Source organism: Streptomyces yatensis, from assembly GCF_018069625.1.
GTDB lineage: Bacteria > Actinomycetota > Actinomycetes > Streptomycetales > Streptomycetaceae > Streptomyces > Streptomyces yatensis.
Window position 1 is genome coordinate 358207 of the sequence record NZ_CP072941.1, and the last position, 15178, is coordinate 373384.

Genomic DNA, 15178 nt, shown 5'->3' on the forward strand with positions numbered 1-15178 from the left:
GTACGTCATCCCCCTAGCGAGCGGTGCTGCCGACTCCGTCGGCGACCGGCCGGGCCCCGTCGGAGGCGAACGGGACGCCCCGGTCGATGAGCGAGTCCAGGATCTCGCCGACCCGGGTCGCGGTGTTGGACAGCAGGGAGGAGGTGATGCCGTGGGTGTGCTCCGTACCGCCCTGCAGATAGATCCCGCAGCGCAGCCCGGGATCCGTCGCGACGCGGTAGTCGCGCTCGACGCGGATGCGGCCCTCGTCGTCGCGGAGGCAGCTCTCGGCGACCTCGCCGAGGAGGCCGAGGGGGTCGGCGGGGCTGTAGCCGGTGGCGAAGACCACCACATCCGCGTCCAGCGGCGTCTCCTCGCCGGTGACGAGGGACGTCACGGTGGCCCGCACCTGCGTCGCCGTCTCCTTGACGTCGGCGAGCCGGGACACGTTGAGGAAGCGCAGCCGCTCCACGCCGAGGACCTTCTCCTGGTACATCTGCCGGTACAGGTCGTCGATCAGGTCGATGTCCACCACGGAGTAGTTGGTGTTCCCGTGGTAGTCCATCAGCCGGCGCTTGACGTCCTCGGGCGCGGCGAAGTACTCGTCGACCGCCTCGGGGTCGAAGATCCGGTTGGCGAAACCGCTGTCGTCCGCGGGGCTGTAGCCGTAGCGGGAGAAGACCGCGCAGACCTCGGCCTCCGGGAAGCGACGGTGCAGGTAGGCGACGTTCTCCGCGGCACTCTGCCCGGCGCCCACGACGATGAACCGGGAGGGCGAGGTGCCTTCCAGGCCGTCGGCCTTCGCCAGCAGTTCAGAAGTGTGCCAGACGCGGTCACCGCGTTCCACGCCCTCGGGCATGAGGGGACGCAGCCCGGTGCCGATGACGAGGTTGCGGGCGCGGTGCACCGCGAGCCCCTCCGCCGACCGGACCGTCACATCCAGGTACTCCACGGCCCCGTCATGGACGACAGGCGCGACACCGACGACCTCATGGCCGTAGGAGACCATGTCCCCGACCTTGGCCGCGGCCCACTCGAAGTAGTCGTGGAACTCCACCCGCAGCGGGAAGAGGTTCTTGTGGTTGATGAAGTCGATCAGCCGCCCCCTGCTCTTCAGATAGCAGAGGAAGCTGAACTCACTGGCCGGGTTCCGCAGGGTCACCAGGTCTTTGAGGAAGGACACCTGCATGGTCGCGTCGTCGATCAGCATGCCTCGGTGCCAGCCGAAGCGCGGCTGCTGCTCGAAGAAGTGAGCGCTGATCTCCTCTCCCCCGGCGGCGTGTGCGTTGTGCTCGCTGAGTGCGATCGCCATGGCCACATTGGACGGCCCGAAGCCGATGCCAATGAGGTCGTGGACCACTGATGCGCCACCAGGAAGAACCTGTGACATGTCACTCCCATCATGCGGGGCAATCGCCTGTCAGGCGTGGGGAAGCCGCGGTGGGCAGGCCGATGAAGCGGCATGCCCGCCGAAACTTAGGTGAGCCTAAGCTAAACCAGAGAGCCTGTCGATAGGGCGGTCAGACAACCGCGCTCGCCAACTACGCGATCACATAGGCCCGTTGCGGGCTAAGGTAAGCCTTGCTTTACTTGCTCCGGCCATCCCCTGCTTCGAGGAGGAACCCCATGCGGGTCGTCATGTTCGGTTACCAGAGCTGGGGGCACCGCACCCTGCAAGCCCTCCTGGACTCCGAGCACGACGTGGTACTCGTCGTTACGCACCCCAAGAGCGAGCACGCGTACGAGAAGATCTGGAGCGACTCCGTCGCCGACCTCGCCGAAGAGCACGGCGTCCCGGTGCTGATCCGCAACCGCCCTGACGACGACGAGTTGTTCGAGCGCCTCAAGGAGGTCGACCCGGACATCATCGTGGCGAACAACTGGCGGACATGGATCCCTCCGCGCATCTTCGGGCTGCCCCGCCACGGCACGCTGAACATCCACGATGCGCTGCTGCCGAAGTACGCCGGCTTCTCCCCGCTGATCTGGGCCCTGATCAACGGCGAGTCCGAAGTGGGCGTCACCGCGCACATGATGAACGACGAACTCGACGCGGGCGACATCGTCCGGCAGGAGGCGGTTCCGGTCGGGCCGACCGACACCGCCACCGACCTCTTCCACAAGACCGTCGACCTCATCGCCCCGGTCACGATCGGAGCGCTCGGCCTCATCGCCTCCGGGCAGACGGAGTTCACGAAGCAGGACCGGTCCCAGGCCAGCTTCTTCCACAAGCGGTCCATCGAGGACATCCGCATCGACTGGAGCTGGCCGGCGGAGGACCTCGAACGCCTGGTCCGCGCCCAGTCCGAGCCGTACCCCAGCACTTACGCCTTCCATAAGGGCAAGCGCCTCGAAATCCTGGCCGCGGTGGTGTCCCAGGGCCGGTACGGCGGCACTCCCGGCCGCATCTTCTACCGCGAGGGCGACGGTGTGGTGATCGTCGCCGGAGCCGACGCCCGCACCGGCCGCAACCACGGCCTGGCCATCACACGCGTACGGACCGAGGACGGCCGCGAGATGGGTGCCACGGAGTACTTCACCTCCATGGGCGGCTACCTGACCAGCCGCCCCTGACGCGGTAGGCCGCCCCGCACACCGCAACTCCCGTGCACCGAGAGGCGATTGCCCTCGGCCCGGCGGTCAGAGGCTGGTGAGCAGGCCGTCGAGCGGGGCGGGTATGCGGTCGGGGTCGAGGGCCTCGGCGAGGACACGGCCGTAGTGGATCTTGCGCCCCTTCTTCGTGCTGAGGAAGCGCCGCAACTGCTGCTGTGAACTGCGGCCCCGCTGGGCGGGCTGGCGCAGGAAGGTCTGCAAGGGGCGCAGGTCGCCCTCCGCCCGGACGAGCTCCTCCACCCGGGTCACACCCAGCGCGCGGATGAGCTCGTCCTCCAGATCCACCGCGCAGACGAAGATCCGTTGCTGTGTTGCCATGGGCGGTGCCGCATCGATCTGTGCCGCACCGGGCTGTGCCGCGGTGGCCCGCTCCAGGCCGCGCACGTAGTAGCCGCGCTCCGCCTCGTCGCACAGTCCCGTGAGGCGAAGGCCCAGGCCGGAGGGGCCGAGGAGGCGGGCGAAGCGCCCGACGCTCATCGCACCGCCCATCGACAGGACGCAGATTCCCTCGGCCGCCAGGTTCCGGCCTCGCCTCGCGGCCAGCGCGCCGACCGCTGCCACATCGCTCGGCCCTTCGAGCAGGACCGCCGCCCGGACGGGCAGCCGCGTGGCCAGCTCGTGCGCGCGGTCGCCGGGCCCACCGGCCGCCCACGCGATGACCGCTTCCCGGAACGCCCCCATGTCTGCCATGAGAGGAGTCTCCGCCCGTTCCGGCCACCACGGTAGGGAATTTCCGTCGGCGCGTCGCCGGCCGGTGTGCGGCCGGGCCCGACGGTGCGAACGAATGGAGCCGCCCGCTCAGGCCGGACCGGCCGTGCTGCCGCGTACGACGAGACGGGGCGGAAGCACGACCTCGCGGGGTTCGGTGCGGCCCTGGTCGAGGCGTTCGACGGCCGCGGCCACCGCCTGCCGCGCCTGCTCCCGCGCGTTCTGGCTGACGGTGGTCAGGTCGAAGCAACTGAGCCGGGAGAGGGTGTCGTCGTCGTAACCGGCCACCGACACCTCGCCCGGGACGGCGATGTCGGCGCGGGAGAGGGCGGCCAGAACACCGATGGCGCACTGGTCGTTGAAGGCCACGACCGCGGTGGGCAGCTCGCCGCTGTCGAGGAGGTGGCGAGCGGCGCGCTCACCGGCCGCTTCGGTGTGGTCGCCGTGCAGGATCCGGATGTGCGCGCCGAGGCCGTGGCGGCGCATGGCCGTACGGTAGCCGCGGCGCCGGTCGGTGGCGATGACGCCCTTGCCCCCGTCGACGTAGACGATCGAACGGTGGCCGAGGCCGACCAGATGGTCGACGGTCTGGCTCACACCGTCGTCGTCGGCGGTGCGGACGACGTCCAGCTCGGTGTCGGCGATCCGGCGGCCGACGGCGATCACGGGGGCCTTGCGGTCGAGAGCGGCGAGGGTGTCGGCGGGGGCGGCCGGGCCGAGCAGGATCAGGGCCTCGCTGCGGAAGGCCAGCAGGGTTTCGACGGCGGTGTGCTCGTCGCGGGTGCGGGTCTGCGTGCTGAGGACGAGGTCGTAGCCGACCTCCTCGGCGGCCGTGTGCAGGTGCTCGACCAGGTCGGCGTGGAACGGGCTGTGGATGTCGACCATCACGCCGAGCAGCCGGGTGCGCCTGCTGGCCAGCAGGCTGGCGGTGCGGTCCGCCTGGTAGCCGAGGTCGGCGGCGGCCTTCAGGACGCGCTGCCGTGTGCGTTCGCTGGGGCCGGGCACACCACGCAGGACCAGGGACACCGACGCCGTGGACAGCCCCACCCGGGCGGCCACGTCCTCCAGCCGGGGGCGCTTGTCCGTGCCCCTTCGGTGGCGCCCGGAGCCGACGTCATCCACTGATACCTCCCGCGGCCATCTCCTCGGGCAACACCCGTGACACCCCAGGAAACGCGCCGATAGTACCAGGGACTTAAATCGCTTCAAGAAACCCGCACCGGCGTAGCGACACCCCATTGACATGACATTTGAGCCCGGGCATCGTACTGCGCAAGCCGCTCTTAAAGCGCTTTAAGCGCGCGTATCCCGGAGTCCGATCCTCACCGTGAAAGGCACCGACATGCCCACCCACCCCAGCTCCGGCAAGCCCCTCTCCGTGGCGGTGATCGGGGCCGGAATGGCCGGCCGCACCCACGCCGCGGGGTACCGCAACGTGAACACCGTCTACGGCGCCGGGCTGCCGCCGGTCCGCCTGGCCGCGATCGCCGACGCCAACATCGAGCTCGGTGAGGACGCCGCCCGCCGCTACGGGTACGAGAAGGCGCTTCCGAGCTGGGAGGCCGTCGTCGAGGACCCGTCCATCGACGCCGTCAGCATCGTCGTCGGCAACGACCTGCACCGGCCGATCGCGGAGGCGCTCGTCGCCGCGGGCAAACACGTGCTGTGCGAGAAGCCGCTGGCCGGCTCGCTCGCGGACGCCCGTGCGATGGCCGAGGTCGAGCGCACCGCCGATGTCGTCACCGCCGTCGGATACACCTTCCGGCGCTCCCCCGCCATCGCCGCGATCCGTGACCATGTGCGGGGTGGCGAGCTGGGCGACCTCAGCCTGTTCAGCGGCCGGTACTGGTGCGACTACGCCACCGACCCGAACGGGCCTCTGAGCTGGCGGTTCAAGGGTGGCCCCGGCTCCGGCGCGCTCGGGGACGTCGGCGCGCATGTCATCGATGTCGCCGAGTACATCGCCGGACCCATCGCCTCGGTCTCGGGCGCCTCGCTGTCGACGCAGATCCGCAAGCGACCGCTGCCGCTGGGTGCCGTCGTCGGACACAACGCCGCGCCCGTCTCGGACGAGGTGGGCGAGGTCGAGAACGAGGACACGGCGTCCTTCACCGCCCGCTTCGAGTCCGGCCTGGTGGGCACCTTCTCGCTGTCGCGTACCGCCTTCGGCCTGCCCAACGGGCTCTCCTTCGACGTCGTGGGGCTGGGCGGCCGGGCCGCGTTCGACCAGCACCGGCCGGCCGAGTACCTCTTCGACGACGCGCAGCCGGAGGCCCGCACACGCGGCGCACGCCACATCATCGCCGGTCCGCACCTGCCGTACTTCGCCGGCGGCTACCCGATGGAGGCGCCGGGCGTGGGCGGCGGCAACGCCGAGATGTTCACCTACCAGGCCCGGGCCTTCCTCGACCAGGTGGCGGGCGTCGCCGAACCACTGCCCGCCTGCGCCACGTTCGCCGACGCGCTGCGAACCATGGAAATCATCCAGGCGGTCGTCGCATCCTCCCGCGACGGTGGCGCGGTCGCCACGGTTCCGCCCCACGCCTGACCCGCCACACCGAAGGAGCAAGCAATGGCCCTCAAGCTCGGCGCCTACACCGCCTGTCTGCACGACCGGACCCTCACCGAGGCCCTCGATGTGTTGCGGTCCAACGGCCTGACCTCGGTGGAGGTCAACACCGGTGGCTTCATCCCCGCCCCGCACTGCCCGGTCGACCTGCTGTTGTCCTCGGCCACCGCGCGTAAGGAGTATCTGGCCACGTTCGCCGACCGCGGGATGGAGCTGACCGGGCTCAACTGCAACGGCAACCCGCTCAACCCGCTCCCGGGGGTCGGGCCGAAGCACGCGGACGACCTGCGCCGTACCATCCGGCTCGCGGGCCTGCTCGGTGTGAAGCATGTGGTGACCATGTCCGGCACCCCCGGCTCGGACCCCGACGCCAGGTACCCCTCCTGGGTCGTGAACCCGTGGGACGGCGTTTACATGGACGTCCTGGACTACCAGTGGGGTGCGGCCGTCGACTTCTGGACGGAGATGGACGCCCTGGCCCGCGAGAACGACGTCCGGATCGCCATCGAAATGCATCCGCACAACCTGGTGTTCTCCCCCGTCACGCTCAAGCGGCTCATCGACGAGACGGGCGGCACGAACCTCGGCGCCGAGATGGACCCGTCGCATCTGATGTGGCAGGGCATGGACATCGTCGCCGCCATCAAGTGGCTGGGCCCGCTGGTGTTCCACGCCGCCGCCAAGGACGCCATGCTCTGCCCCGGCGCCGACATTCGCGGCGTGCTGGACACGTCGTTCACCCGCGTCCCGGCCCATGCCCCCGGCAAGGTGCCCACCGGCTACGGGTTCTGGTGCAACGCCTGGCCGGAGAATCCCGCCTGGAAGTTCGTCGCGGTCGGCATCGGACACGACGTGGCCTACTGGACGGAATTCCTGCGCGCCCTCGCCGAGGTCGATCCCGACATGGCCGTCAACATCGAGCACGAGGACGCCGCGTACTCCCAGACCGAGGGGCTCGCCCTGGCCGCCAAGAACCTGAACCAGGCCGCGGCCGGCCTCTGACCGACTACCGACACGTGGCCCCGCCTACCTACACGTAGCCACGTTCCCTCGTTCCCGCGGGCCGGGCACCGGGCCACGCGGCACCACCCACACCCCCATCGCGACGGAGGACAGCGGTGAAGCTCGCCCTGGATCCACAGATGTTCTACGCGACGCACTCCGTGCTGGAGTTGCCCGATGTGGTCGCACGCATGGGCTACTCCTGGATGGAGCTCTCGCCCAAGGCCGATTTCGTGCCCTTCTTCGGCCACCCGCGCGCCGACGACTCCACGGTCGCCAAGCTGCGCAAGCGGGCAGCCGACGCCGGGGTGGGCATCGCCTCGGTGCTGCCGGTGCAGCGCTGGTCCGGCCCCGGGGAGGAGGAACGGCAGGCCGCGGTCCGGGCCTGGAAACGGGCCATCCGGATGACCGTCGATCTGGGCGTCGACACGATGAACTCCGAGTTCAACGGGCGCCCCGAAGCGGCGGAGTTCGCCGAGAGCCAGTTTCTGCGGTCGATGGACGAGTTGATCCCGGTCTTCGAGCGCGAGGGCCTGAAGCTGGTGCTCGAACCGCACCCCGACGATTTCATCGAGGACGGCCACGCCGCGGTGAACCTGGTGCGCGGGCTCAACCGGGACTGGATCTCGTTCCTCTACTGCACCCCGCACACCTTCCACCAGGGCAACGACGCCACCGGCATCATCCGCCACGCCGGCGAGAAGGTCACCTATGTGCATCTGGCCGACACGCTCGACCACACCGCCTCGAACGGGCTGCGCTACATCGTCAACCCGCCCGGATCGCCCGCCCGGGTGCACCAGCACGCCGAAATCGGCCGTGGTGAGGTCGACTTCGACGAGGTCTTCGCCGCGCTCGCCCCGGTCGGCTTCGACGGCGTGGTGTCCTCCTGTGTGTTCGGCTGGGAGGAGCGGGCCGCCGAGATCAGCGTCCGCCAGCGGGAGAAGGCCACCACCCTGATCGAGAAGTACTTCGGCGCCGGCGCACTCGGCGGCAGCTGACCCGGGGACCCGCCACCTGCGGCGAAGCCGTACGCGGGGCTGCCGGGGAGGGGTCTGCTTCGCAGGCGGCAATGGCGCCCCTCCCCGGACCGGTTTCACGGGTCCTGGCGCCGGAACTCGGTCATCAGCTGATCCACCACCCCACGCAGCGGCAGATCCAGGGCTTCGGCCGCGGATTCCACATCGGAGAGCTCCGGTTCGACCGTACGGCTCCCGTCTCCGACTTCGGACACCTTGACGCTGATGCGCTGCCGTCGCCCCTCGGGTCCGACGGCCACGGTCACCGACCGGCGGGCAAGAGTGGCCCGTTGCCAGGACGACCAGCGCACCCCCACCGTGGTGGTGTGGCGGAACACCGTGTCGACGATCGCCCCCCGCAGGCTCTCGTCGCACAGGCCGGTGCGGACTTGTCCGTGCCGCCCGTGCCGGGCGGTGAATATTTTGGACGCCAGGCGAGATTTCAGACCCTGTCAGCGGTCACGTCATCCGCGTTTCCGGCCCGTTCCTGCCGTCGGCCGAAGGACACCGAGCCCCGGGTCTCCGGGACGGCGATGAGCGCGACGACGAACACCAGGCTCGATCCGGCCAGGAAGAACACCAGCCGCGAAGGAACATGGGCGAGATCAGGACTGAGCAGGGTGACGAACGTCGGCGTGAGGCCGCCGAGCATAAAGCCCATGTTCCAGCTGACCGCCGTGCCCCTGGCCCGCAGCTCCGTCGGATACCGCTCGTTCAGGAAGATCATCAGTGGCGCATAGGCCGCGTTGGACAGCATCACCATGATCACGCACAGCACGGTCACCGTGGCGCCTCGCTCGCCTCCGGCGCCCCTGATGGCCCACACCACGGCCGGCAGGGCGACGAGGTTGCACAGCCCGAATCCCAGCATGGTCCTACGGCGGCCGAGCCGCTCGCTCAACTCCCCCGCGCCGATCGCCGCGACCACCACAGCCAAGCTGCAGACCAGCAGGATCGTCCCGCGCAGGCTCTCGCCGACGGGCACGATGTCACTGAGCAGAGTGGGCAGGAAGCCCGACGTCAGGTAGTACTGCGCCCCGCCACCAGCCGCGACGGCGATGTTCAGCGCGAGGACCTTCTTGCCCGTGCCGCGGAGGAGTGCACGGAACGGCACCGGCTCGGGGGCCCGGCCGGCCTCGCCCCCGTCCCAGGCCGGTGATTCGTCGACCTTCCTGGAGACGAACAGACTCAGCAACGCCCCGGCGAGCCCGCAGAAGAACAGCACCCGCCAGCCCCACACCTCGAAGGCCGGGCCGGGGAACACGGCGGAGACGGCGATGTACGCCACACTGGCCACCGCCGCACCCAGGCCCGCCCCACCGGCACCGATCAGTCCGCTCATCAGACCTCGCCGGCGCGGCCCGATGCTCTCCGTGCCCAAGGTGTGCGTGGTCGCGGTGACACCGCCGACGAACAGGCCCTGCGCCACCCGGAGGGTCAGGAAGAGAACGGGAGCGAGCACGCCGACCACGGCATAACTCGGCACGAGTCCCATGGCCGCCGTGGTCAGGCCCACACCGCCCATCACCACCACCATGGCCTTCTTGCGGCCCCTGCGGTCGGCCACCTCACCGAAGACCGCGGCGCCGACCGGACGCATGATCACCGTGACGGCGAACGAGCCGAACACCGCGGCGATACCGAGAGTCGGATTCGAGGTCGGAAAGATACTCTTGCTGACCGGCCCCGCGACGTAAAGCAGCAGAAACAGATCGAACAGGTCGAACGACCATCCTGCGACCGACGCGAATATCGCGGCTCTGGGCGACGTGGAGCGCTCCTGGGTGGCGGGAGTCAAGGTGCTCTCCTCAATGTCGGAGTGTGATACGGGTGGGCCCCGTGGTTTCGGCGGGAATCCGGGGGCGTCGCGGTCGGCGACGAGGGGTGGCACCAACACCTGGGTCCTAGTGCTCCTTCTCACGGCCGCCGCGCCGACGCCTTCCGCCCCTGCGCAGCAGCCGCTTGACGCGGTCGAGCAGGGGGGCGAACACCAGGCTCAAGGCGCTGGGGGCCTTCACCGGGCCGGACGGGGCCCGCCCGGATGCCGCCGCTTCGGTGACGGCGTCGGCGAACTGCTCGAACATCCGGCGGCTGACGTCACCGGCGAGAGCGCGCCCGAACTGGGCGATGCGGCCGGTGAGATAGACCTTGGCGTCGGCGTGCATGGTGGTGCCGGCCTCCGTGGCCTCGGTGGTCAGGGTGATGTCCGCCTGTGTCTGCGCTCCACCGGTGTCCTGCCCTTGCGCGATGGCCCGCAGCCGACCGGCCGCACGGTCGTGTTCGAGGATCTGCGCCACCCCGTTGAACGTCAGCTTGACCGGTCCCACGGAGACCCGGGCCCGGCCCGCGTAGTGGCCATGGCCGTAGTCGTCGGTGAGCTCCGCACCCGGCAGACAACGCGCCAGCAGGTGGATGTCGTCGAGAACGCCCCAGACCCTGTCCTCGGGCAGGTCGATCGCCGTGGTGATCCGCATCGCGATCGTGGGATCGCCGCCGGGCAGCACGATGTCCTGGGTGCCCGACGAGGCCGCGTTCTCGGTCTCGTCCGGACCGTCGGTGGCGTCCGTGCCCTGCCCGGCACGGCCGACGAGCGCCGTGCGCCCGCAGTTGCCCGGCGCGGGGACGCCCCCGGGGTGTGCGCGCCGGGTCTCGTCCACCGCGGTGAGGATGTTCCGGTACCCGGTGCAGCGGCAGATGACGCCCGACAGCTCCTCCGGCAGCTCCTCCTCGGTGACGTCCGGCTGGTTGGTCAGCAGGTCGTAGGAGCTCATCAGGAATCCGGGGGTGCAGAAGCCACACTGCAGGGCGTGGTGACGCCCGAACGACTCCTGCAGCGGGTGCAGGGCGTCGGGTCGTCCCAGGCCTTCGACGGTGACGATGTCCGCCCCGTCCAGCTGCACGGCGAACAGCAGACAGGCGCGGGCGGCCTCGCCGTCGACGAGCACGGTGCACATACCGCAGACCCCGTGCTCGCAGCCGACATGCGTACCGGTGAGGCCGAGGTGGTCACGGAGCGCGTCGGCGAGGGTGACCCGCGCCGGGAGGCTGAGCGCCGTGGGCGTCCCGTTGACGGTCATGCGGACCTCGACCGGATCGTCCGCGCCCGCCTTCACCGGGCGCGGGGTGAAGGGCGCCCCCTCACCGCGGGGCACGGCTTCGTTGACGGTCACGTGGCCACCTCCTCGGCGCCGTCGCGGGCGCGCTCGTAAGCCTTGGACAGCTCCCGGCCGGCCAGGGCGAGAAGCAGCCGGCGCCGGTAGTCCCTGGATGCGTGGATGTCGCCGTCGGTGTCGACGAGCTCGTCGGCGACAGCGGAGAGCGGCCCCTTGAGCCGGTCCGCGGGCGCCTCGCCGCTGTCGGTGACCGCGGCGGCGAGCTGCTCGGAGACATCACGGGTGACCGGCCGGTCGGACACACCGAACGCGGTCAGCGTCGCCTCCGGACGGCCGGCGGGCAGACGTACTCTCACGGCGACGCCCGCGAGGGCGAAGTCGCCGTGGCGACGGGCGATTTCGGCGAATCCGAACCCCTCACCCGCGGCGGCCACGGGCAGCCGTACGGAGGTGAGGATCTCGTCGGGGGTCAGCTCGGTGGTCATCGCGCCGTGGAAGAACTCCCGGGCGGACACGCGGCGGTGGCCGTTCGGGCCGGTCAGCGTCAGCTCCGCGTCGAGGCAGCAGGCCACGGCGGGCAGCTCGGCGGCCGGGTCGGCGTGGGCGAGGCTGCCGCACACCGTCCCCCGGCTGCGCAGTTCGCGGTGGCCCACCCAGGGCAGCGCCAGGCGCAGCAGGGGAACACTTCCGCTGAGCGGGTCCCGCTCCACACGGCGCTGCCGTACGACCGCGCCGATGTGCAGCGCCGACCCGGAGCGGGTCAGCACCCCGAGTTCTTCGATGGAGTTGATGTCGATCAGCGTGTCGGGGCGGGCCAGCCGCATGGCGAGCACCGGTGCCAGCGACTGCCCACCCGCGATGACCTTGCCGCCGCCGCGGGTCTCCGCCAGCTCGGCGATCGCGTCGGACAGACGCGAGGGACGAACGTAGGCGAACGGTGCGGCCTTCATGGATCAGATCACCGGCCCTGGAACTTCGGGGCACGCTTCTCGCCGAACGCGGCGACGCCCTCGGCGAAGTCGTGGCTCGACCGCAGCATCGCGTAGGCCTTGCGCTCCAGCTCGATCCCGGAGTAGAGCGGTGCGTCGACCCCCTTGTCGAGGACCTCCTTGGCGGTGCGCAAGGCCAGTGGCGAGTAGCCCAGCATGGTCTTCAGCACCCGCTCGACCTCCCCGTCCAGAGCCACGCGATCGGGCACCACGGCCGACACCAGGCCCCAGTCCCCGGCCTGCCGCGCCGTGATGCGGGTGGCCGTCATGACGTGGTACTTGGCGCGGGAGAGACCGATGAGCCGGGCGAGGCGCTGGGTGCCGCCGGAGCCGGGGATCATGCCCAGGCGCATCTCCGGAAGGGCGAACTGGCTGCGCTCGGTGGCGATACGGATGTCCGTGGCCAGCGCGAGCTCGAAGCCGACACCGAAGCAGTAGCCGTCGACCGCGGTGATGACCGGCTTCGGGCTGCGGGACGGAGCCGTGATGTTCTGGCCCAGGTCGGTGAGGTCGGCAGGCTCCACCTCCATGAAGCCGGGGATGTCGCCACCCGAGGTGAAGTGCTCGCCCTCGGCCCGGATGACCACGGCCTGGATGTCCTGGTCCGCGTCGATCTCGGCGAAGCGGTCGGGCATCACCTGGCGGGTCTCCATGGTGATGATGTTGTACTTCCCATGATCGAGGGTCAGGTAGGCGACACGTCCGTCGTGGCCGCGGTCCAGCCTGATCTGGCCTCCGGTCAGTGCCATGTCACAGGTCCCTTTCGCTGTCACTGCTGTTGAGCAGCTCGTTGAGTACGTTGCCGTGGAGGGGAAGGGTGGTGATGTCCACACCCGCCGGAGCGAGCGCGTCGGCGACCGCGCCCGCGATCGCGGCGGGAAGGCTCATGCTGCTGCCCTCGCCGCACCCCTTCGCGCCGAGGCGGGTGAGTGGGGAGGGCGTCTCGAGGTGGTCGCTGTTGAGCGCGTACCGCGTCTCCGCCGTGGTGGGGCATAGATAGTCCATGAACGTCGCCGTCGGTTGTCCGGCGTCGGTGTAGCGCATCTCCTCGAACATCGCGCCGCCTATGGCGTGTGCGAGCGCGCCGTGGATCTGACCCTCGAGGAGCGTGTGGTTGAGGATGGTGCCCGGGTCGTGGACGGTCACCACCTGGTCGAGCCGGAGCTGCCGGGTCTCGGCATCGATGCGTACGGTGACGAGTTCGGCGACGAATCCGTAGCACAGGCTCGAGTTGATCTGATCGCTTCTGCTTGCGGCCTTCGACTGAGGGGGCGTGAAGGCGGCCTCCTCGTACAGCCGCGCGGTGGTGCCCTCGGGCAGCGCACCGGGGTCCCAGTGGATCAGCCCGGCCGCGTGCCGGAACGGCACAGCCCGCTCGGGCTCGTCCCGGACCCGGATGTGGCCGTCGGCGAGTTCCACCTCGTCCGGACGGACGTCGAGCAAGGTGGCGCCGGCGACCTTGACGGTCTCCGCGAGTTTTTCACTGGCTTCGACCAGCGCGCTGGTCAGCAAGGGGGCGAACCGCGACGAATAGCTACCGGAGGTCACCGTCCAGGGGGTGGTTGCGGTGTCCATCTCGACCACCGGACGGACCTGATCCAGCGGCAGCCCCAGCTGTTCGGCGACCACGGCCTGTGCCACCGTGGCGTGCCCCTGTCCCTGTGGCACGGTGCCCAGCAGGACGGACACGATGCCGTTGAGGTCGACGCTCACGCGCACGTGCTCGGTGGAGCCGGACTTGCCCCGCCCCGCCGTGCGCTGCTCGGCCGGGGTGGCCAGGCTCACATAGCCGATGTTGGTCGCCGACGGGTCGACGATGGTGGCGACGCCGATTCCGTAGTATTCGCCGCGCTCACGCGCCGCGCGCTGCTGTTCCCGCAGCGCCTGGTAGTCGGCGTTCTTCAGCAGCATGTCCATGGCGCGCTGGTAGTCGCCCGAGTCGTAGATGCCGCCGGTCGGAGTGGCGTACGGGAATGCCTCACTGCCGACGAAGTTGCGCTGCCGCAGCTCGACCGGGTCCAGACCGCAGACCCCGGCGATCTTGTCCATCAGCCGTTCCAGGCCGAAGTACAGCTGCTGACCGCCGAATCCACGGTTGAGTCCGGTGGGCGTCTTGTTGGTCACGACGGCGCGGGAGCGGATCCGCACGGCGTCGATCGTGTACGCGCCGGTGATGTTGCCGAAGCAGCGGTACAGCGTGCTGGGCTCCGGCGGGCGGAGATACGCGCCGACGTTGTCCACCAGATCCGCGCTGAGCGCGCGCACCTTGCCGTCGGCGGAGACCGCCGCTTCGAACCACATCACGCGGTCGGATCCGGCGGAACTGGCGAGCATGTGCTCGATGCGGTCCTCGGTCCAGCGCACCGGGCGGCCGGCGTGCTTGCTGGCCAGCGCCATCAGGGCCACGTACGGGTAGATACCGGCCTTGATGCCGAAGCTGCCGCCGTTGTCGGACGGGATCATCAGCCGGACGCGGGAGGCGGGTACGCCCAGCGCCCCCGCCAGCACCGGAACCATGGAGAACGGGCCGTGGAAGTTCGCCCACGCCTGAACGGCCGGTCCGTCGGCCTCGTCCTGCCAATGCGCGATGACCGCGTAGCACTCCATCGGGGTCGAGGAGTACCGCGGGAAGGTGTACTTGCCCTTCACCACGTGGTGGGCGGCGGCGAAGCAGCCGTCCACATCACCGAATTCGAAGGTCCGATCGGTCGCCACATTGCTGTCGGCGCCCTCGTGCAGTCGCGGGGCGTCGGGCAGGAGCGCCCTTTCGATGTCGACCACCGGGGGCAGCGGGTCGTAGTCGATCTCGACGAGTTCGGCGGCGTCCTCCGCGAGGTAGCGGTCCTTGGCCACCACCACGGCGACCGGTTCACCGACGAATCGGACCTTGTCGGTGCCCGTCGGGTAGTACGGCATGGGCGTCTTGAGGGAGAGCGGGAACGGCCGCAATGTCGCGGTGACCTCATCGGGGCCGATCACGGCGGCCACACCGGGGTGCCGCCGCGCCCGTTCGAGATTCACACCGCGGATGCGGGCGTGAGGGTGCGGGCTCCGGACGACCGCGGCGGTCAGTGTGCCCGGCAGCGGGTCGAGATCGTCGAGGAAGCGGCCTCTGCCGGTGAGCAGCGCGGGGTCCTCGATCCGTGCGGTCGGCGGGCCCGTCCGTCCCGTGGTCGCGGTCACGTG

At 70.1% G+C, this 15178-nt stretch carries 13 protein-coding genes; 4 read left to right on the forward strand and 9 right to left on the reverse strand.

Annotated features, from left to right (window positions below; genetic code table 11):
- Positions 1–13: 13 nt before the first annotated feature.
- Complete coding sequence (locus J8403_RS01640; RefSeq protein ID WP_211121477.1) at positions 14–1369, reverse strand: lysine N(6)-hydroxylase/L-ornithine N(5)-oxygenase family protein; 1356 nt, start codon at positions 1367–1369, stop codon at positions 14–16.
- Positions 1370–1605: 236 nt separating this feature from the next.
- On the opposite strand from J8403_RS01640, the gene J8403_RS01645 reads away from it, so the two are divergent.
- The gene (locus J8403_RS01645; protein ID WP_211121478.1) at positions 1606–2553 is read left to right on the forward strand and encodes a methionyl-tRNA formyltransferase; all 948 of its coding nucleotides are present in this window, start codon (positions 1606–1608) and stop codon (positions 2551–2553) included.
- Between the two features lie 66 nt (positions 2554–2619).
- On the opposite strand, the gene J8403_RS01650 is transcribed toward J8403_RS01645, so the two are convergent.
- Both J8403_RS01650 and J8403_RS01655 read right to left on the reverse strand, forming a co-directional pair.
- On the reverse strand, positions 2620–3282 hold the full coding sequence (locus J8403_RS01650) for a TOPRIM nucleotidyl transferase/hydrolase domain-containing protein (RefSeq protein ID WP_211121479.1): 663 nt from the start codon (positions 3280–3282) through the stop codon (positions 2620–2622).
- Between the two features lie 108 nt (positions 3283–3390).
- Entirely contained in the window at positions 3391–4422 is a 1032-nt protein-coding gene (locus J8403_RS01655; protein WP_246585638.1) for a LacI family DNA-binding transcriptional regulator, read from the reverse strand.
- A gap of 220 nt (positions 4423–4642) precedes the next feature.
- Here J8403_RS01655 and J8403_RS01660 point away from each other — a divergent pair, with 220 nt between their 5' ends.
- From J8403_RS01660 to J8403_RS01670, 3 genes are all read left to right on the forward strand, one after another.
- Entirely contained in the window at positions 4643–5848 is a 1206-nt protein-coding gene (locus J8403_RS01660; protein ID WP_211128030.1) for a Gfo/Idh/MocA family protein, read from the forward strand.
- A gap of 24 nt (positions 5849–5872) precedes the next feature.
- A complete protein-coding gene (locus J8403_RS01665; RefSeq protein ID WP_211121481.1) occupies positions 5873–6871 on the forward strand; it encodes a sugar phosphate isomerase/epimerase family protein in 999 nt (332 codons plus the stop codon).
- Positions 6872–6987: 116 nt separating this feature from the next.
- Positions 6988–7872 carry a sugar phosphate isomerase/epimerase family protein gene (locus J8403_RS01670; RefSeq protein ID WP_211121482.1) on the forward strand — a complete coding sequence of 295 codons (885 nt, stop codon included), beginning with the start codon at positions 6988–6990 and terminating at the stop codon, positions 7870–7872.
- Between the two features lie 95 nt (positions 7873–7967).
- Here J8403_RS01670 and larC2 read toward each other — a convergent pair whose 3' ends face one another.
- The 6 genes from larC2 to J8403_RS01700 form a co-directional block, all read right to left on the reverse strand.
- Positions 7968–8336, reverse strand: coding sequence for a nickel pincer cofactor biosynthesis protein LarC2 (gene larC2, locus J8403_RS01675; protein ID WP_211128031.1), 369 nt, complete (start codon positions 8334–8336; stop codon positions 7968–7970).
- A complete protein-coding gene (locus J8403_RS01680; RefSeq protein WP_246585639.1) occupies positions 8333–9688 on the reverse strand; it encodes an MFS transporter in 1356 nt (451 codons plus the stop codon). The genes larC2 and J8403_RS01680 overlap by 4 nt, the downstream gene beginning before the upstream one ends.
- Before the next feature lie 106 nt (positions 9689–9794).
- Positions 9795–11060, reverse strand: a complete 1266-nt coding sequence (locus J8403_RS01685; RefSeq protein ID WP_211121483.1) for a xanthine dehydrogenase family Fe-S subunit — start codon at positions 11058–11060, stop codon at positions 9795–9797.
- Complete coding sequence (locus tag J8403_RS01690) at positions 11057–11953, reverse strand: FAD binding domain-containing protein (protein ID WP_211121484.1); 897 nt, start codon at positions 11951–11953, stop codon at positions 11057–11059. Before J8403_RS01690 ends, J8403_RS01685 begins: the two co-directional genes overlap by 4 nt.
- A gap of 8 nt (positions 11954–11961) precedes the next feature.
- Positions 11962–12741 (reverse strand): enoyl-CoA hydratase/isomerase family protein, encoded by a 780-nt coding sequence (locus J8403_RS01695; RefSeq protein ID WP_211121485.1) that lies wholly within the window; start codon positions 12739–12741, stop codon positions 11962–11964.
- A gap of 1 nt (position 12742) precedes the next feature.
- Positions 12743–15175: a xanthine dehydrogenase family protein molybdopterin-binding subunit gene (locus J8403_RS01700; RefSeq protein WP_211121486.1), complete on the reverse strand. Its 2433-nt coding sequence runs from the start codon at positions 15173–15175 to the stop codon at positions 12743–12745.
- Positions 15176–15178 lie beyond the last annotated feature (3 nt).

What these genes read in the sequence shown, in the direction of transcription:
- J8403_RS01695 (WP_211121485.1), bottom strand. Translation starts at nt 12,741, where the DNA reads ATGGCACTGACCGGAGGCCAGATCAGGCTGGACCGCGGCCACGACGGA.
- J8403_RS01665 (WP_211121481.1), top strand. Translation starts at nt 5,873, where the DNA reads ATGGCCCTCAAGCTCGGCGCCTACACCGCCTGTCTGCACGACCGGACC.
- J8403_RS01645 (WP_211121478.1), top strand. Translation starts at nt 1,606, where the DNA reads ATGCGGGTCGTCATGTTCGGTTACCAGAGCTGGGGGCACCGCACCCTG.
- J8403_RS01690 (WP_211121484.1), bottom strand. Translation starts at nt 11,953, where the DNA reads ATGAAGGCCGCACCGTTCGCCTACGTTCGTCCCTCGCGTCTGTCCGAC.
- J8403_RS01660 (WP_211128030.1), top strand. Translation starts at nt 4,643, where the DNA reads ATGCCCACCCACCCCAGCTCCGGCAAGCCCCTCTCCGTGGCGGTGATC.
- J8403_RS01650 (WP_211121479.1), bottom strand. Translation starts at nt 3,282, where the DNA reads ATGGCAGACATGGGGGCGTTCCGGGAAGCGGTCATCGCGTGGGCGGCC.
- J8403_RS01640 (WP_211121477.1), bottom strand. Translation starts at nt 1,369, where the DNA reads ATGTCACAGGTTCTTCCTGGTGGCGCATCAGTGGTCCACGACCTCATT.